Annotated in this window: 13 protein-coding genes; 3 read left to right on the forward strand and 10 right to left on the reverse strand. The window is 50.4% G+C overall.

Going from position 1 to position 18,645, the window contains the following annotated elements; all coding sequences use genetic code 11:
- On the reverse strand, positions 1–2,757 hold the full coding sequence (locus tag HP401_RS14670) for an adenylate/guanylate cyclase domain-containing protein (protein ID WP_173605502.1): 2,757 nt from the start codon (positions 2,755–2,757) through the stop codon (positions 1–3).
- A gap of 170 nt (positions 2,758–2,927) precedes the next feature.
- On the opposite strand from HP401_RS14670, the gene HP401_RS14675 reads away from it, so the two are divergent.
- Genes HP401_RS14675 through HP401_RS14685 form a run of 3 tightly spaced genes read left to right on the forward strand, consistent with a single transcriptional unit; the run spans position 2,928 to position 6,446 of the window.
- Positions 2,928–3,314 carry a DUF4280 domain-containing protein gene (locus HP401_RS14675; protein ID WP_064202141.1) on the forward strand — a complete coding sequence of 129 codons (387 nt, stop codon included), beginning with the start codon at positions 2,928–2,930 and terminating at the stop codon, positions 3,312–3,314.
- A 19-nt stretch (positions 3,315–3,333) separates the two neighbouring features.
- Positions 3,334–5,007: an MORN repeat-containing protein gene (locus HP401_RS14680; RefSeq protein ID WP_173605503.1), complete on the forward strand. Its 1,674-nt coding sequence runs from the start codon at positions 3,334–3,336 to the stop codon at positions 5,005–5,007.
- 2 nt (positions 5,008–5,009) lie between these two features.
- Positions 5,010–6,446, forward strand: a complete 1,437-nt coding sequence (locus HP401_RS14685) for an eCIS core domain-containing protein (RefSeq protein ID WP_173605504.1) — start codon at positions 5,010–5,012, stop codon at positions 6,444–6,446.
- Positions 6,447–6,500: 54 nt separating this feature from the next.
- Here HP401_RS14685 and HP401_RS14690 read toward each other — a convergent pair whose 3' ends face one another.
- The 9 genes from HP401_RS14690 to dpaL form a co-directional block, all read right to left on the reverse strand.
- On the reverse strand, positions 6,501–7,139 hold the full coding sequence (locus HP401_RS14690; protein ID WP_173605505.1) for a pyridoxamine 5'-phosphate oxidase family protein: 639 nt from the start codon (positions 7,137–7,139) through the stop codon (positions 6,501–6,503).
- Between the two features lie 73 nt (positions 7,140–7,212).
- A complete protein-coding gene (locus HP401_RS14695; protein ID WP_173605506.1) occupies positions 7,213–8,553 on the reverse strand; it encodes a YjiH family protein in 1,341 nt (446 codons plus the stop codon).
- A 72-nt stretch (positions 8,554–8,625) separates the two neighbouring features.
- Positions 8,626–9,900 carry an imidazolonepropionase gene (gene hutI / locus HP401_RS14700; protein WP_173605507.1) on the reverse strand — a complete coding sequence of 425 codons (1,275 nt, stop codon included), beginning with the start codon at positions 9,898–9,900 and terminating at the stop codon, positions 8,626–8,628.
- Between the two features lie 5 nt (positions 9,901–9,905).
- Positions 9,906–11,576 (reverse strand): urocanate hydratase, encoded by a 1,671-nt coding sequence (gene hutU / locus HP401_RS14705; RefSeq protein ID WP_015892473.1) that lies wholly within the window; start codon positions 11,574–11,576, stop codon positions 9,906–9,908.
- A gap of 163 nt (positions 11,577–11,739) precedes the next feature.
- A complete protein-coding gene (locus HP401_RS14710; RefSeq protein WP_173605508.1) occupies positions 11,740–13,236 on the reverse strand; it encodes a helix-turn-helix domain-containing protein in 1,497 nt (498 codons plus the stop codon).
- A 98-nt stretch (positions 13,237–13,334) separates the two neighbouring features.
- Positions 13,335–13,892, reverse strand: a complete 558-nt coding sequence (lepB, locus tag HP401_RS14715) for a signal peptidase I (protein WP_015892475.1) — start codon at positions 13,890–13,892, stop codon at positions 13,335–13,337.
- A gap of 98 nt (positions 13,893–13,990) precedes the next feature.
- The gene (locus tag HP401_RS14720) at positions 13,991–15,772 is read right to left on the reverse strand and encodes a sigma-54-dependent Fis family transcriptional regulator (RefSeq protein ID WP_173605509.1); all 1,782 of its coding nucleotides are present in this window, start codon (positions 15,770–15,772) and stop codon (positions 13,991–13,993) included.
- Positions 15,773–15,846: 74 nt separating this feature from the next.
- Positions 15,847–17,007: an ArgE/DapE family deacylase gene (locus HP401_RS14725; RefSeq protein WP_173605510.1), complete on the reverse strand. Its 1,161-nt coding sequence runs from the start codon at positions 17,005–17,007 to the stop codon at positions 15,847–15,849.
- Complete coding sequence (gene dpaL / locus HP401_RS14730) at positions 17,004–18,248, reverse strand: diaminopropionate ammonia-lyase (RefSeq protein ID WP_173605511.1); 1,245 nt, start codon at positions 18,246–18,248, stop codon at positions 17,004–17,006. Before dpaL ends, HP401_RS14725 begins: the two co-directional genes overlap by 4 nt.
- Positions 18,249–18,645 lie beyond the last annotated feature (397 nt).

The following is an 18,645-nucleotide window of genomic DNA, read 5'->3' on the forward strand; positions in this document are numbered from 1 at the left end:
CTACGATATTTTCAACTCGCCAGACCAATCTTGTTCGGCCCCTTTTTGCGCGTATTCGTCACATAAGTAGAAATACTGTCGCGCCGCATGATCCCAGCGGTTTTGCTTGATGACGGACAGAAAAGCGGATCGTGCATCGTGAAATCTCCCATTCTGATACATCACAATCGCTTGCTCAAACAATTCTTTCGTCTCATCCTTGTGCGCACGAATCTGGTCAGCGTCCCCCTCGTATACGTCGTACAAATGCATCGGCTGAGCCTCTCCCTCGATATGCACCCAGCCTAAATCACGATATCGATACGACGTACTCTCTCCCATCTCGGCAAATAGCGAATCGGACATCAGGATGCAGGCCCCGAGTGTTTCCGCCATCTTTTCCATTTTCTCCACCACGCGGACATGATCCGATATAATCGCAGCCTCCAGACGCGTCGCCTCGCCAATAATCCCCAACATTAGCGGACCATGATGCAGCGCAACCCGCAATTCAATCGGATCGTATCCTTTTTCCGCCCGTTGCTCGTTATAGTCTGCTAACGTACGTCGCATCTGTACCGCCGCATCCAACGCGTCTTTTGCCTCTCTTGGATAAACAGCAAGCACCCCGGGATCGAGATATTCGGTAATCATCCCTTGATTCTCGTTTACAATCGGAGCAAACCGCTTGAGAAACGCATTGATGACGCGGAAGGTCGTCTCTGGTCGCAGACGATGGGAGATGGCATGAAACGATTGCAGACTCATCCGCATAACGGCCATTTCCCGCTCTACCTGATCACCCAGCTCTACGTCGAGTATGCTTTCCTTCCCGAGAAAATGGATAAACTGCTGCGGCACAAAGCGATTGTTCGCCTCGCTCATCCTCGTGATATTCGAAATGTACTGACGAATGCGCTTTGCCATTTGGTTGAAGCTTTCTGCCAGCTTTTGAATTTCATCCATGGAGCGAACCCTGGCCACCACACTGTAGTCGCCTTTTCCCATATGGGAGACGTTCGTTTGGAGATTGCGGATGTTTCGGTATGTCAGCCACGAGAAAAGGAAGAATAGACTTGCACAAATCGACCAGACTAGCGCAGCGCCACGGCCTAGCTCACGGGACATTTCGTTGTGCTGTATACGGACCCCGTTCATTTCCCTGCCTAGCTCCAACACACCGGAAAGCTTGCCTGAAGAGTTGTATATCGGGGCCATCGCGTACATCCAGTAGCCTGTCCGATCCTGGGCTTTACCCGAGACGATCTCCCGTTTCATGACCACACTGCGGAACTCGTCATCAATGGCCACATTCTCAAACACTTCTGCGCTGTCATTGTCATCCATCATGAGAAACAATTCGCCATCTGTGTATTTGTAAATCGTTTTATACAGCCCCCTGTTCACATTCACATCATCGGGGACCTCCAGTTTTTTCAGATTGGCCTGTACAGCTTGATAGTCCGCATTCATGTAATCAATCGCTCCATTGATTCCATCCAGCTTGTCCCCTTCGATCAGCGTAGAAATAACATAGGCTTGGAGACGAAGATCGGTTTGATTTTCCTGCTCCATAAACGAGAAGGTCAGCTTCGTTCCCTCCAACTGAAGGAATACAGGGACAACAATGAGCGGAGCTATCACAATCGTTTGCTTGATAATCAACGGAATCCGGAAGAGGCGAAACAACATAAACTGAATGACACAAAACAGGAGAATTGCCACACCCAATCCTGTCCACCAGGTCCATTCCTTCAAGCGGTCTTTTTCGGATACAGATGGGGACGTGAGCTTGGTCATCACATTTCCTTGTTGATCCAGGAAGGCGAGTTGACTATCTGTGGCGACTACGATCTCATACTGTGGAGTTACAGCAAATGCCGTTAGGGCACTGCTATCGCTCGACTCGATCTGCTCGAATGTTTTGGAAGGCACCATCAAGGCGATTTCATCTGGATGTGCGGGATCGAAGCGTTCAATGACATTTTGATCAGAATTGTAGAAAAGAAGACGACCTGCTGGCCCCACTTTGACATGATCGGGGACGGTACGATTCATTTCCGAGCGTTCGGAGTGAATGTAGAGCGGACCTTTCACTTGAGCTTTCCCGCTTCCTTGGGGAACGTCGACCTGAAAAAACTCTCCACGCTTGGTAGTGACATAGGTATGACGCGGGTCTACTCCTGTGATTTCATTAACGTATACTTCATTAGGCAATTGGATTTGATAGAGTTGTGTGGGGGGTGAATCAGAGGGTACAAATTGATAGGCAATCACTTCAGGATGTTGATAAACATAAAAATAAAGACGATCTTTCGCGACTTGCAGGGAGCGTACCTTGCCAATTCGCTTGTACGAGCTGTTCGCTCCATAGGAATCTTCATACACGACTTGTACGATTTCTCCATCTGGCGACATTCGCACGATTCTCTCGGATACAGTCCGCAAACCAAAGCTATCAAGCTTTGTGATCAGCACGTACGCATATCCTTCTTCGTCGATGGCTACCTCTGTGAAATTTTCCAATCCCTCTTCTGGATTCTGCTCCAGGACTTGCTGGTACCGTAGCGTCCGATCGGGGTACAGGCTAGTCAGCTTTTGGTGTCCATCCGTTATGAGGACGACATCCTTTTGACTATTGGCCGCGATGCTGTTGATCCCTTGAAACGGTTCGTCTTGCTTCCCGCTTCTATCCATGTTCCAAGCGAGCAGCAAGCCGATCCCAACAAATACAATCAGCAGTCCGGTCAACCAGGAATACTTCTTGTTATTTCCCATCGTTTGCGGTTCTCCCATCTCTCGAAAACGTATTTTCGAAAATGATACCAAGCAACATTATACTAAAAATTACAAATTTCGCTATACATCTTCTCTATTTGACATTTATACTACTATACAGATTGATTTTCAATATCTTACCAGATGACTTATGAAAAGGAGTTGGCTTCATGGGACAACTCGTCTGCGGAGGAGCCATGCTACAGTGCAGCTTTGGTGCTGCTCCCAGTTCACTCATGGTGCTCCCGGTGAATCGCGTCACAACCAGTATGCCGATCGCAAACATTATGGACAATAAACCGATGGTAAACGTCCTTCCATTCGGGATGTGCAATACGATGTCCAACCCTCAGGTCGCAGCAGCTACAGCGGCGAAGCTGGGCGTTTTCACTCCGGTCCCCTGCGTTCCTGTCACAGCCGCCCCTTGGGTTCCTGGCTCCCCTACTGTTCTGGTGTCCAACATGCCTGCCCTCAATCAAACCTCCAAGCTCATGTGCAGCTGGGGTGGCGTCATTTCGATCACGAACCCCGGACAAGCGACCATTCAGGTTCCCTGACAAGTAGGGAGGTTACGATATGGACAAACAACTCCAAAAGCTAACGGAACAAACGATTGTCGACCCGCTCACCCAGCCGCTCAAAAAATGGGGGCTGGATTGGATAAAAAAAGGAGCCGCCCTCCCCAAGCAAGCCCTCGATTGGATCAAGAACGGCATTGCCGGACTATTCACCAAAAAAGAAACTTCACTCAACGATTACGTGCATATCGGCCGTTTTTACATCGCCAAACGCTTTCTCATTTTGACAGGACTATTCCTCCTTGTCCTGGCCTACTTTCTTTTCATCAACCCTCCCGATGCCCTTAACCGCTTTTTGCAACGTCCCATCGTCATTCATTTAAAAACTCCCAATCAACAGATTTCCGACACCGGTCTGGCGATCATTTACAACCCGGAAGGCACGATGATCTATTCAGGCCAGCTCGTGGATGGTCTGTATGACGGAAAAGGCGAGCTCTATGACGACAATGGGAAGCTTCTATACAGCGGCGAATTTAAAAGCGGCACTCCGCAAGGCTTCGGCAAAGGATACCGGAAAGGCGTTCTCGTCTATCAAGGCGGGTTTGAAATTGGGGTATACGCTGGTCAAGGAGCGTTGTACAACGACAACCAGCAAGTTGTTTTTCAGGGAGATTTCAAAAATGGGAAGCTGGATGGAGCCGGTCAGGAATTGTACACAAATGGCGCAATCAAATACGAAGGCGCTTTTAAAAACGGGGTGTACAACGGAGCTGGCAGACTTTTTACGAAGGATGGAAAGCTGCTCTACGACGGACTGTTTGACAATGGATTCTACGGCGGCGAAGGAACTGATTACTACGAAAACGGGCTCGTGCAGTATAAAGGGCAATTTGTGGACGGCAGATACAACGGGGCCGGGAGTCTTTTTGATCGGGATGGCAAGCTCGTGTATGAAGGTCATTTTCGAAACGGGCACTTCAATGGAGCCGGAACCAAATTCTCCACCAGTGGCAGCATCGTCTATCAAGGTGATTTTTTGCTGGGTGTGTATCACGGGCAGGGCGAGCTGAAAGATGCAAGTGGCGTAACGCTGTATAAAGGCAGCTTTGCCGAAGGGCATTATCACGGAACGGGAGAGCTTCGTTCTGCTGAAGACGCACTGTTGTATCAAGGGCAATTTCGGGCAGGTGCCTACGACGGCATCGGGGTACTCTACGACAAGGAAGGCTTGGCGTTGTACAAGGGGTACTTCCGCGAAGGGCGCATTGATTTGCCAGGATTCATTGGCATCTCCCGGAGCAAGCTGGAGGAAATCATGGGCAAGCCCGACGATGACACACCGAAGGAAGGCGAAGGTACTGCCCCTCCTCCTGCCGATCAAAAAGTACCCGAAGTTCCACTAGCGAAAGACACTACCTTATCACCACAAAAGCTGGCGTATCGTGAAATGAACATGGCTTTTACACTTGAACCAGCACCTGGACACCCTAGCAAACAGATTGTCACTGCCGTCCACGTCTATCACCCACAGGTCATCTCGATCGTCAAAGAAGATCGGAGCGAGCTCGACAGCAAAGCGGCCATTTTGCCCAAGACATCCTCCACGTACGCTAACCGCACTGGCGCTATCACGAGCTATTTGGTCAATCCGTATCTGTATCTCTATTTCTATCAAGCACAGCAAAAGGAACCCGTACAATTGGACGTGACAAAAGTAGAGGGGGTGTAATCATGCGACGCTATGAATCTAGCAATCCGTCTATGGATGCGACTCATGAAAAACCGAAAGCACCTGTTCCCGGGCCCATGCTCCAATCGAGCCGAGTCCTAAGAAAGGCGAGTCACTCTTCCCACATCCTTTCGCTGCAAAAGACTCTTGGCAATCAGGCTGTGCAGCGCATGTTAGCGAGGACTCCCTTGCAAAAATCGGAGAATCTCTCTTCCAGCAGCGGTCGCTCCCTCCCCGATTCCGTCCAAGCAAAAATGGAGAATGCTTTTCACACTGATTTTTCAGATGTACAGATTCATCCAGAATCGTCTGTTGCCTCACAAATCGGAGCGGTTGCCTTTGCCCAAGGGAATGACATTCACTTTGCCCCGGGGACGTATCAGCCAGAGACGCAAAGCGGTCAGCAGCTACTCGGTCATGAGCTAACACACGTGGTTCAGCAACGACAAGGACGGGTAAAAGCGAATGTTCCTGATTCCAGCCTCCCGATCAATGACGATCCTGCTCTCGAAGCGGAAGCTGATCGCTATGGGTCACTGGCAGCTGTTGGTACCGTGACGGATGGTACAGATACGGATGCTGGTAGTTCCGTAGCATCTCCGATTATCCAAGGCACTTGGGACGAAGATGTAAAAGATGCCCGCAGAATGTGGGACAAACATGTGGAAAAAACAAATAACCTGGATGAAGGAACGGTAAATGAGCTTTTTGAGCAAGTGGGCGAAGTAGATAACTACTTTGACAAAGTACGTTACGGTATCAGTCTGCACGCCAAAATTTCCGATATTTTCTCGGTTACGGGTGGGAATTATACAGAACTGGAGGAGGCACAGCGTCTATTCGGAGAAAATATCACGCCCTTTTTTGGAAAGGATAAGGACGACGATCCTGACATTGATTACACCTATTTGGAGGAGCAGCAAAACGACACGCCTAAGGAAGACCGCATGCTGGAGGAGGATGAGGATGATTCAACCGTTTCATACAAGGAAAAACGTGTGGCTATGGAGATCAAGACAATTAGCTCTCATGACGATTCCCAAATTGGCTCCCGGATTCATGAAGCGATCGGTCAATTAGACAAGCGCCGGGATACGAATCGATATAAAGAGTATGTCATTGTCATTCAAAAGTATCATCCTGAAAACCCTTGGCCGTACACCGCTGCCGAAAATAAGGCCAGCGCCCCGCTGGGTGATCTCAAGGCTAGACTGACCGCTAGATTGGGCAATATGATCAATCTGCCAGGGTATGATATCAAGGTAATTTTCCGGGGCATTACAAAAGGAACCCCAACGGGGGGAACCGGAAACGTCGACCCGGTCTTCATAATCCCGGAACATATACGTTATTCGAACATGCCCTCTTATACAGTCGAATGCTATTACCGCGGCAGATCCAATACTGGGTGGTTGGTAGGCGACCCTATCCCTGAATAAACCGAAAACGGCAGACTCCACAACGAAATGGGAGAACCGCCGTTTTTCCTATGCTTAGTACAATCGATTCGTATAGCTGTCTTGCAAGCCCTCTGCCACTTCTTTTGCCGTCACACCCGGAAGCTTCACATGATCCGCCAGCATTTGTGCGACATTAGGAGTCGTCCCCTCTGCTGGCCATGACTCCGGCTTCCAAAGACCAGAGCGCATAAATGCCTTCGCGCAGTGGACGAAGCACTCCTCTACCTTGACACCGATTCCGAGCGTGGGCGCCTTCCCGTTTACCGCCATCTTCGCCAGTATTTCTTCATCGCGAATAATGCAAGCCTTGCCATTCACGCGGAACGTCTCTTCCAGTGTAGGAATCAAAAAGATCAGCCCAATATGCGGGTTGACCAAAATATTTGTGATAGAGTCCATCCGCTTGTTTCCTGGGCGCTCGGGGATGACCAGATGGTGATCATCGATGACATGTACAAAGCCAGGTGCATCTCCACGTGGCGAAGCATCGCAATGGCCATCTTTGTCTGCTGTGGCAATGATGAGAAATGGCGCTTGGGCAATGTAATTGCGGCTATGATCATCCAGCTGGGGTATCGCCTTGTTCTGTACGAGACGACTTGGCTCTCCGACCATTTCGCGCAGTTGCTGCTCTGACGTAATAACATCACAGAAAATTCCGAATCCTGACATGACTAGCCCCTCTTTCCTCTGCTTGTTCGAACCTGCCACCATCATACCATAATTGTCCGTTCACTTTTTATGATTATGGCAGAAGCAGGAAAGCCAGCGGGGTAACAAACAGCAGCGTTAGGATCGTACGCTCTACCCAAATCACCAGAAGCTTTGGAATACGAATCGGAATCTCGGTAGACAAGATGCAAGGAATCGTCGCGGAAAAGAACAGGATAGAAGAAACCGAAACAACGGCAATGATAAACTTGGTGACCAGAGGCGCTTTTACCACGAGGAGTGCGGGTAAAAACATTTCGGCAATTTCGATCGCTGAGGCTTTTGCTGCCAGCATCGGCTCTGGAATTTGCAGGAGCCATGTTATTGGATAAAACAAGTAACCCAGCCAGTCAAACAAAGGGGTAAATTCGGCCAGCACCAACCCGAGCAAACCGACCGACATGATGGACGGTAGAATACTCATGGTCATGATAAAACCATCCCGCAAGTTCTCCCAAATGTTCCGTTTAAGCGGCAGTGCTTTTCCCGCTGCATCCATTGCTTCCGTCCACGCCTGGCGCAGCCGTTTTTCCTTGATTACTTTTTCAGGATCGCCGTTGTCTTGGTAATACGCATCGCTCATGTTGGACAGCGGCCAAAGACGCACAGTCACTGCGGTTACGAGAAACGTCACCACGAGCGACACCCAGAAGTAAAGATTCCAGTAATTCATCAAATCCAATGTTTTCGCAATCACGATCATAAATGTCGCAGAAACGGTGGAAAAGCCGGTTGCAATAATGGCTGCTTCTTTTATCGTATATTTGCCTTCTTTGAATACCCGGTTCGTGATCAAAAGACCGATCGAATAGCTTCCCACAAAGGATGCCACCGCATCTACTGCAGAGCGGCCAGGTGTTTTCCAAATCGGGCGCATGATCGGTTGTACCAATACCCCAATAAACTCCAAAAGGCCGTAGCCAACCAGCAGAGCCAAGAACACGGAGCCGATCGGAACCACCATGCCTACGGGAATCACCAGCTTTTCGAAGAGAAAAGGCCCCATATCCTTGTCCAGCAGCCATGCAGGACCCGCCTGAAAATAAATCAACAGAGCGATAGGCACACCCAGTACTTTTAGTGCAGAAAAGACGAGGTTTACTTTGCTCTGCTTCCAACTGCCCGTTACAAACGGATAAATGGCCCCAAGCACAATTACAAGCAAAGCGTACACCGGTATTGCACCGGGCATGATTTGCCGAACCCATGTCACGATGTGATCGAGCATAATTGAGCTTGTGTCATTAACGGTAACAGGAATAAAAAAGACGAAAATGCCAATCAGGCTAAAAACAAAAAACTTCCAAGCATGTGTGGTGGATACGGCTTGCTGACTAGGATGTGGCGCAAGATTGCTGTTAGAAATATTGCCCATACATGTCCCCCCATTTCAAAGACAAGCCGGTCTCCTCCACTTCTATCCGTTTTTCTTTTGTTCTCTCTCGTATTACGCCAGTCTGCCCTCGGCAACGACAATCGTTCCGTTTTTGATGACCGTGTTTACGTGGTTGATCCCATACCGATATTGCAAGGTCATGAAATCAGGGACATCAAAAATCGTGACATCCGCTTTTTTCCCCACCTCAAGGCTGCCGACTTCATGCGCGCAGCGGATTGCGTGAGCTGCATTGATGGTAGCTGCTGTCAGCACCTCGGCTGGCGTCATCCCCATTTTCAGGCAACCAAGATTCATGATGAGTGGGAGCGAAACCGTTGGAGACGAGCCCGGATTGCAATCCGTTGAAATCGCGACAGCCACGCCACGATCAATCATTTTCCTGCCATTTGCTGACTCTGCCATCAGGAAGAATGCCGTACCAGGCAGTAACACAGCGATGACACCTGCTTCTGCCATCTGTTCAATCCCCTTGTCTGAGGCACGCAGCAAATGATCCGCAGATACCGCGCCAACAGAAGCTGCCAGCTCTGCCCCTTCATACGGTTCGATTTCGTCTGCATGAATCTTTGGCAGCAGCCCATTTCGGACCCCTGCTTCGAGAATGCGGCGGGACTGCTCAGGGGTGAACACACCTCTTTCGCAAAACACATCGTTAAAAACAGCCAGCTTGCGTCGAGCGACCTCCGGGATCATTTCCTCGATGACCACGTCTACAAACGCATCCGGATTCTCCTTGTATTCACGTGGCACAGCATGTGCACCCATAAAAGTACTGACGATGTCGATGGGATGTGCTTCATTCAACTGCTTGGCGACCTCGAGCTGCTTTAGCTCATCTTCCAGTGTCAGGCCGTAGCCGCTTTTCGCCTCGACGGTTGTGACTCCATGCAACAAAAACTGGTCAAGACGCTGCTTGCTCTCGGCAAACAGCTCTTCATGGGTAGCTGCGCGCGTAGCTGCGGTAGTCGAGTGAATCCCGCCGCCATTGTTCATAATCTCCATATAGGTCGCACCATTTAGCCGCATGTTAAACTCGTTTTGCCGACTGCCCGCGTGCACTAGATGTGTATGCGGATCGATCAGCCCTGGCGTGACCAGCTTGCCCGAAGCATCGATGATTTGCGCCTCATGCGTACGGTCTCGATAGTGAAGCGCCAGATCTTCATCTGTTCCCACTCGCTGGATAACGCCGTCTTCCAGCCAGATGCTTCCGTTCTCGATGATCGACAACTCGTTCATTTGCGCTCCTACTACCGGGGAAGAGGAGCCACCAGCCAGCGTGGCAAGCTGACTGGCGTGGCGAATCCATACAGGTTTTGTCATGGCTTTTACTCCTTCATCATCGGAATGTTGACGCCTTTTTCCTTGGCTGTTTGAATCGCGAGGTCGTAGCCTGCATCCACATGTCGGACGATGCCCATGCCTGGATCGGTCGTGAGGACACGCTCCAGACGACGTGCTGCTTCTGGAGTACCATCCGCCACGATGACCATTCCTGCGTGGAGAGAGTATCCCATACCAACGCCGCCTCCGTGGTGCACAGATACCCAGCTCGCTCCGCCTACCGCATTGATCATGGCATTGAGAATCGGCCAGTCTGCAACCGCATCGCTGCCATCCTTCATCGCTTCTGTCTCACGGTTTGGCGAAGCGACAGAACCGGAGTCCAGATGGTCACGTCCAATGACGATAGGGGCCGATAGCTCACCGCGTGCCACCATTTCATTGATGATTTGACCAAAACGCGCACGCTCGCCATAGCCTAACCAGCAAATGCGGGAAGGCAGTCCCTGGAACTGAATGCGCTCCTGTGCCATACGAATCCAGTTGCACAGATGCGTGTTGTAGGAAAACTCGCGCAGGATGACTTCGTCTGTCTTGTAAATATCCTCAGGATCGCCAGACAGCGCTACCCAACGGAACGGCCCCTTGCCCTCACAAAATTGCGGACGGATATAGGCTGGCACGAAGCCAGGGAAACGGAACGCATCCTCCACACCCTCGTTTTTTGCCACCTGCCTGATGTTGTTGCCATAGTCGAAAGTGACGGCTCCTTTTTCCTGCATGGCAAGCATGGCGCGAACGTGCTCAGCGATGCTTGCTTTTGCCCGAGATTCGTACGCTTTCGGATCGCGTGTCCGCAGTTCGGCTGCTTCCTCCAGTGACATGCCGATGGGAATGTAGCCATTGAGTGGATCATGCGAGGAAGTCTGGTCCGTCAGCACATCCGGGATAAAGTCGCGAGCCAGCATGGCATCCAGCACTTCGGGAGCATTGCCCAACAAACCGATGGAAATGCCTTTTTTGTCGCGTTTCGCTTCTTCCGCCAAACGGATCGCTTCATCCAGACTAGCTGTCATTACATCCAGGTATTTCGTGTCCAGTCTGCGTTGGATACGGGTCGGGTCCACCTCGATATTGATGCTCACACCGCCATTGAGCGATACGGCCAACGGTTGCGCACCACCCATGCCGCCCAAGCCTGCTGTGACGGTAATCGTTCCAGTCAGCGTGCCTTCAAAATGCTGGCGTGCCAGCTCTGCAAACGTCTCATACGTTCCTTGTACGATGCCCTGGCTGCCAATGTAAATCCAGCTTCCTGCTGTCATTTGTCCGTACATCATCAAACCCTTTTTGTCCAGCTCGTGGAAATGCTCCCAATTCGCCCAGGCAGGCACCAGGTTTGAGTTTGCCAACAGTACACGCGGTGCATCGGTATGCGATTTGAATACAGCAACTGGCTTCCCAGACTGGATGAGGAGTGTTTCATCGCTCTCTAACGTTTGCAATGTTTTGACAATCGCATCGAAGCATTCCCAGTTCCGTGCCGCCTTGCCAATTCCGCCGTATACGACCAGATCCTCTGTACGCTCCGCTACATCAGGATTGAGGTTGTTCAAAAGCATGCGCAGCGCAGCTTCCTGCACCCATCCCTTTGTATGTAATTGGGTACCTGAAAAGGCTTGGATCAATTGTTCAACGGATTGTGTCGTCGTCATCATTTCCACCTGCTTTTCTAAAAGGATGTACTTCTTAGCTCCATTGTAAAAAAGCACGGAAAGACAAAAAAGGCACCGCGCTTTCGATTTGGTGCCTCTAATTTCGATTCACTTGCAACCGCATTCATGGTTTGACGAAAAAATCTGTCTTTTTTTTCGATTTCTATCTTTTCTTCTGATTTCGTAACAAACGTGGGGTTGTCCCTGTCTTTTCCTTAAAAATTTTACTGAAATAATTCGCGTTAATGAATCCACATCGCTCTGCCACCTCTTGGACAGACAAGGATGTTTCGAGAAGCAATCGACGTGCTTCTTTTACCCGCAACGAAGTGAGAATCTGGCGAAAAGAGCTTCCTTGCTTTTGCGCGAACAGCGTACTGAAATAGGAAGGGCTCCGGTCGATATAGCGTGCGACTTCCTCCAGACGCAGTGCCGGATCAGTATAACGTCCTTCTATATAGCGAATCGCCTGTTCCACGACATCCACACGAGATTCGTCGATGGGATGGTGAGCGGCATCAAGAAGCTGATTGATGAACAGCAGCAGTTCCACTACGATCCGATACAAGATCGGCGAGTACAGAATCGTTTCGAAAACCCGGTGATACTCTTCTTCCAAAGGTGCGGAGTCAAGACCACGTGATTTCATGTACCGTCTGACTTGGGCCAAAATACTCGTCAGCCGAATTCGCAACAATCCCGGCTCTGGATAAGGCTCTTCCTTATAAAAGAAGTGTGTATACAGCCACTGCTTCAACTCTTCCCGATTACCTTCATCCAGCATTTCTACCCAGGTGCGCTGTTCGGCGGGCGTCAAAAATGGGTCTATCATCGTCCAATTCACGGGATTGTCCATAACCGTCACTTGCCGATATCCTTTGAAAAAGCGCACTTGCAGGGCTTGGCTCGCCTCCGCATAATTTTCGTTCAAGCTCTGCTCATGGTTACTTGCGTCATACATGACCAAAAAGAGTGGCGCATCATTGTTTGCTTCCCAGTCCATCAGCAAACGCTTGCCCATTTGGTGGAGCGTAGAAGGCGAGACCGCAGCATCCATTGGAAAAACCCCCACAATGGTCTCCCCTAATGGCAAAAGATCGGGTTTGTCGCGAAACGGATATTCTTCAAAGAAGCGCAGCAGCTCGGGATGCCGCTTCGGGTCCTCCAATTGAGCCAGCATGAGTGAATAAGACTTGGCTTGTACATGCCCGGGGAAAAACAGGTCTAGATACGAGACATCCCTGTCTTTGTCCGCTCCTGTTCCCTTCTCTTCGTTCACTCGCTTCCGATCCAAGCGCTCCTGACAGCATCTCGTCAGGATTCTCCTGATGTATTCCGGTGTCTGTGGCTTTAACCATAGATCGCGTGCAAAAAGTCCAATCCCCTGCATCGCGCGCTCAAACGTCGCCTCTGATGTGGTCACCACAACAGTCGGACGATATTGATCCACCAAAAGCTTCAGTCGGTCCCACTGCCCGCGCCCGATCATGTCCAGTTCAATACAGAGCACTTCTGGTGTATGCGCTTCCATCATTTCAAAAACGTCTTCCATGGTCCCGGCACTATGCACCTTGTCATACGGAATGGCATAGCTGTTGACGAGCCATCCGATCCCGATTCTTTCGTTCGAGTCTCGATCCGCTATCAAAATGCTGGGCATAAGCTGGCCTCCTTTTTAGAGCGATCAGAAAAGTGAGACATCTTTCCCTATGAAACAAAGGTTGCCCATAAATGGACAACCTTTTCTCCTTCACGATCTTACTTCTTAAGAGGATTTTCGATCATGGTTCCCATCACATGATCCAGCGGAATAAAGCCAATATCGCGGGAATCTGTGCTGTGATTTCGGTTATCTCCCATGACAAAAATATGATCGGCTGGAACCGTGATCTTTCCGTCCGCTACATATTCCATCGTTTCTTTAATGTATGGTTCGTTCAATGCCTCACCGTTTCGATACACCTTGTTGTCTTTGAACTCCAGTACGTCGCCTGGTTTTCCAATGACGCGCTTGACATACATCGTGTGATCATCAGCTTGACCTGTGACCAGCGACACCAAGGGATGCCCCATGATATCGTCCATCAATGTACGGTTTCGTTCTACCCGACTGTCGATCACGACAATATCGCCGTAATCTGGCAAATAAGAAAACGTGTGTGATAGTTTAGACACATATATGCGCTGCTCGTCTTGTAAGGTAGGGTCCATGGAATGCCCATCAACCTTGAACGGTTGAAATACAAAAATTCCGAGGACAAGAGCGAAAACGACAGCAAAGGTTATCGATCGAATCCATCCTAATACTTCTCTCATTTCTTTTGGCACTCCTTCCTTTTACCACTCTACTTCCGGTATCGAAACCATCATACCACATTATCCGCTCAATCCCAAAAAATCGGCCAGAAGTCGGATCAGGTGATACCGTACTCGCGCAGTTTCCGAAACAACGTTGCCCTACTTATGCCTAATAGCACAGCTGCTTCTTCTTTTCTTCCGTTTCTATCACGGATTTGTTGCATCGCGGTATCAATTGCCGCTCGTTCCAATTCTTTCAGCAGGAGTCCTCGCTTTTGCCAATCAAATGGCCCCTGACTTTCTTCTACGGAATGCGGAGAAGATTCACGTAGCCTTCCCGTTCGAATGGGCAAGCTCGCAGGCTGAACCCAAGAGGTTGCCTCCATATTGACCGCATATTCGATGACATTTTCCAACTCTCGGACGTTTCCTCTCCAGTCGTGATGGAACAGGATGTTTTGCGTCTCCTTGGAAAAACCGTGCAACCCCTTCCCCACCCGATTCGCATGCGCCAAAAGGATATCGTTTGCCAAAGGCAGGATATCCTCTCTTCGTTCTCGTAGCGAGGGCAGGTGGATGGGAATCACATGCAACCGATAGTACAGGTCCAGCCGAAACAGCCCCGCGTCTACCCGCTCCTGCAAATCCAGATGGGTCGCTGCAATGATCCTTGCCGCTAAGCGTATGGGCTTGCCGTTCCCTCCTATTCGGTACAGTTCCTTTTCTTGCAAGACACGCAGCAGCTTGCTCTGTAAATGCATAGACATATCCCCGATTTCATCGAGGAACAGTGTGCCTTTGCCTGCGACCTCAAACAAACCCGGTTTTCCACCTTTTCGTGCTCCTGTAAATGAGCCTTCCTCGTAACCGAACAACTCGCTTTCCATCAAATGCTCAGGAATTGCGGCGCAATTAATCGAAAGGAACGGCTCGTCACGACGAGGGCTTGCCTGATGAATGGCTTTGGCAAAGAGCTCCTTTCCTGTTCCACTTTCACCTTGGAGTAGGACAGTCGAATCACTGGCCGCCACACGTCTTGCTACTTCCTTTGCCTGTACAATCGCAGGACTGTTACCACCAATCACCTGAAAAGGGTCGGGCTCCGAATATCCACTTACCTGCCTTGCGATTTGCACGACTTCCTGCACATCATCAAGCGTAATCACCCATTCTTTGACCGTTCCGGCCAGTAGAATGGGCTTGATGGCAAACAAAAATGTCTTGTCTACCTGCCCGACAGACAAAACGACCTGCTTTGGCGCTGACTGCGCGGCATCTGCAAGTCGGATGGCATCTATCCATTCTGCCGTTTGACTGTCGTCATGATCGAGCTGCAAATATTGACGGGCACGCTGGTTCGCCTGAATAATCCGATTGTCTTGATCGACGAGAAAGACGGCTTTGTCCATTTCATCCATGACGACACGCAGCTTTTCTACCGTATGCAACTGCTCGACGTACAAGTAGTGCTCTTTTAGCTTAATGGCGATCAGCTCGGCCATTTTTTGCAAATAGGTCAATATCGCATCCACATCTGCAAACAACCGCTCGCGCTGCTCCTCATCGAAAGCAAGTAGGCCGATCACCCCAATATTTTCATTGTCTAATTGTATCGGGCAGCAAATCTCTCCCGTCTCCGTACAATTTCCATAATGCATACAGGGTCGACACCGCTCATCCTGCCCCGGATTCATGATCACAACAGGATGTCCGGCGAGCAATGACTCTCGGTATATATGATCCTCTCCTGCCATCGTCCGCAAGACGCCAGCCTCATTCTTCCCCGTCCCTGCGATCCGCAAAAACTGACTGTCTGCAATCTCTACCTCTACGCGCAGAACGGATGCAACAGCCGAAGCAATCTGTTGCACACTCTCTTGAATATCTCGCAAGGGCATCTGGCTTCCCCTCCCGTCAATCTCTTGCCTCCATTATAACGTATCACAGGGGAAGCCAGCCCTCTATGCCGTTTTTACTGGCAAAAATTGCAAATCGTCTCCACCAAGATGGCACTCATGTCTACCAAGCTATCCACCTCTACATATTCGACTGCCGCATGCAGACCAGCTCCCACTGGCCCAAACAAAACAGTAGGGATTCCCGCTTCCTGCAACAAAGCTGCATCCGTCCATCCAGAGAATCCGCATACTTCGGGAGTTTTACCCATCACGCTCTTACACGCTGCCTGAAGAGCTAAATAAACGGGTTCATCCAGCCCGACCTCAAATGGCTCTCGCAAAAATGACAGCTCGGCGCTTGCTTGAAACGTCTCATCTCCAGCGCGAAGCTTCTGTAGTAATGCTTCGATTTCATTGGCCACGTCTGCCTCTGTCTCGCCTGGCAGCGTCCTTCTCTCCCAATCGATGCGGCAATAGTCTGGGTAGGTCGACAGCTCCGTTCCACCCTGAATGAGTGAAGCATGAACAGATGCCGCACCGAGTATCGGATGAACTGGCCCTTGAGCCAACCTGTCTGAAAGACGCTCCAGCTCTTGCAGGACCCTGCCCGCCCGAACGATTGCATCAATCCCTTCTGCTGGACGACTTCCGTGAGCTGCCTTGCCCAGCACCTCGCATTTGACCCAGGCAAAACCTCTGTGCACGACGCCAATCGCCAGGTCGGAAGGCTCACAGCATATCGCCGCATCTGCTTTGTACGCTTTTACCAGCTCCTCCGTGCCGATGCTTTTATATTCCTCGTCAGCGACAAAAGTCAAAATGACATCTCCTGTCAACGGAACCTTTGCTTGTGCGATCGCCTCTACTGCGGCGATCATGGCCCCCAGACTTCCCTTCATGTCCTGACTGCCTCTGCCGAAAATTCTGTTGTCTACAAGGGGAGGCTCAAACGGCGGAATCTCCATGCGCTTGGCACTTACGGTGTCCATATGTCCGTTGAGCATCAAGGATTTGCCACCGCCTGTTCCGCGCAAAATCCCGACGACATTGACCGCTGTGTCGTTAATAGGCGTGACGTGAACCTCCAGTCCTGCCGTCTGTAAACGATCTCGAATAAAAGCAGCCATCTCTTTTTCGCCCGGCCCATCCTCATCGAGGTATGGATTTACGGAGTCGATACGGATTAAGTTCTGCACCAATGAAATCAGATCGTCTCGATTGATCGTCACGTTCATTTTGTCATCGCCCCCTCTTCCCGGCATGCGCCTTCCCAGATGATGCGTTTGTATATATCCTGATCCGTGTCCCCTTCCGTACTAAAGCACAGAACAACGGAATTTTCATGTAAGCCAAGCTGCTCACGCTGTTGATGATACATTGGTTTGCTCATCAAGGCAGCGAGTAGCCCTACGCCGACTGCTCCACTTTCCCCGCTCACAATAGAAGGGTCGCCTCCAGTCGGTGCCGCAAGTATACGCATGCCGTTTGCCGCCACGTAATCGGCACAACTGACGAAGAAGTCTGCATGCTCCTGCAAGATTTCCCATGCCAGCGGATTCGGCTCGCCACATGCCAGTCCTGCCATGATGGTTCCTAGCTCTCCTTTAGCAGCATGTGGTTGTCCGTCGTTCTCTTCTGCTGAGAGGACCATGCAATTGGCGCTATGCGGCTCGACGATCACGGTTGTTAGGTTTTTGTTTGCTTGCGCCGCTATGAAATATCCCAAGACTGCGGCAGCCATGGAACCGACACCTGCCTGCAAGAATAGATGCGTCGGCTGTTTGGCGTCCGCAGTGGTTGAGAGTTGTTCCATCGCCTCTGCTGCCATCGTCGTATAGCCCTGCATGATCCACATGGGAATGGTGGTGTAGCCTTCCCATGCCGTATCTTGAATCACTTGCCAACCATGTTCCTTGGCCATTTGTTCTGAGAGACGCACTGCTTCATCGTAGTTTCCATTGATGACGTGAGCTTGTGCGCCGGCCTCGCGGATCGCATCTATCCGTTGTTGGGCGGAGCCTTTGGGCAAGTATACAACGGCATGCTGTCCGAGCGCCTTGGCAGCCCATGCAACGGCCCTACCGTGATTGCCATCTGTCGCCGTGACGAAAGTGACTTCTCCGATTCGCTCTTTCACTTCTTGGGAGCACAGTGCCTCGAAGGTCATCTCTTCTGTCGATATGCCCAGTTTCTCACACAAGAAACGCGCCATCGCGTAAGAAGCTCCCAGAACTTTGAAGGCATTGAGGCCGAAGCGTTTGGACTCATCTTTTACAAGTACTTGTCCTACTCCCAGCTCACGTGCTAACGCAGGCAATGTAACGAGAGGAGTCGGCTCGTAGTTTGCGAGAGATTGATGAAAGGCTTTGGCAAAACGGGATTCTATTGGGGTCAAATAGGCAGGAATGCGAGCACTCTCGCTATTTTTTCTCTTGTTTTTTACGACGTAGATTGGTGGTTGATTCCGTTTATCCATTTGATGTGTACCTCCTCGGTTGGTTTCATCCTAATTGATAGAGCAAGGATCGTGCCAACGGTATGAGGCCGTGGATGGCTTATTGTTTTGGTGATGATCGTATCAAAATGAGATTAAATTGTATCAATTTGATACTTTGAGTCTTGATTTGATACTTGTTATTCCTGCTGCTGTGGTGGGAGGAAACAGGAGAAAACGCTCCAGCTTCTTGGGTCACCAGCTAGGGGGATTCACTGCACGGCTCCATGGAAAAAGCGAAACCGCGTCCAAAGTAGAGGGTCAGGGATGCTTCTCAGAGGTGGACGCTAAAGGCGTGTTTCGCCTTTTCCATTGCGCCTCGGTAGGTGCCCCAAAGATCTTCGCTTATTTCTCCTGTTTCCTTGCGAGCTGTTGGGGA

The sequence above is a fragment of the Brevibacillus sp. HB2.2 genome (assembly GCF_013284275.1).
Taxonomy (GTDB): Bacteria; Bacillota; Bacilli; order Brevibacillales; family Brevibacillaceae; genus Brevibacillus; species Brevibacillus brevis_D.

Bases quoted from the DNA above. Each gene is read 5' to 3' on its own strand.
- HP401_RS14670 (WP_173605502.1), bottom strand. From the start codon at position 2,757: ATGGGAAATAACAAGAAGTATTCCTGGTTGACCGGACTGCTGATTGTA.
- HP401_RS14675 (WP_064202141.1), top strand. From the start codon at position 2,928: ATGGGACAACTCGTCTGCGGAGGAGCCATGCTACAGTGCAGCTTTGGT.
- HP401_RS14680 (WP_173605503.1), top strand. From the start codon at position 3,334: ATGGACAAACAACTCCAAAAGCTAACGGAACAAACGATTGTCGACCCG.
- HP401_RS14685 (WP_173605504.1), top strand. From the start codon at position 5,010: ATGCGACGCTATGAATCTAGCAATCCGTCTATGGATGCGACTCATGAA.
- HP401_RS14690 (WP_173605505.1), bottom strand. From the start codon at position 7,139: ATGTCAGGATTCGGAATTTTCTGTGATGTTATTACGTCAGAGCAGCAA.
- HP401_RS14695 (WP_173605506.1), bottom strand. From the start codon at position 8,553: ATGGGCAATATTTCTAACAGCAATCTTGCGCCACATCCTAGTCAGCAA.
- hutI (WP_173605507.1), bottom strand. From the start codon at position 9,900: ATGACAAAACCTGTATGGATTCGCCACGCCAGTCAGCTTGCCACGCTG.
- hutU (WP_015892473.1), bottom strand. From the start codon at position 11,576: ATGACGACGACACAATCCGTTGAACAATTGATCCAAGCCTTTTCAGGT.
- HP401_RS14710 (WP_173605508.1), bottom strand. From the start codon at position 13,236: ATGCCCAGCATTTTGATAGCGGATCGAGACTCGAACGAAAGAATCGGG.
- lepB (WP_015892475.1), bottom strand. From the start codon at position 13,892: ATGAGAGAAGTATTAGGATGGATTCGATCGATAACCTTTGCTGTCGTT.
- HP401_RS14720 (WP_173605509.1), bottom strand. From the start codon at position 15,772: ATGCCCTTGCGAGATATTCAAGAGAGTGTGCAACAGATTGCTTCGGCT.
- HP401_RS14725 (WP_173605510.1), bottom strand. From the start codon at position 17,007: ATGAACGTGACGATCAATCGAGACGATCTGATTTCATTGGTGCAGAAC.
- dpaL (WP_173605511.1), bottom strand. From the start codon at position 18,248: ATGGATAAACGGAATCAACCACCAATCTACGTCGTAAAAAACAAGAGA.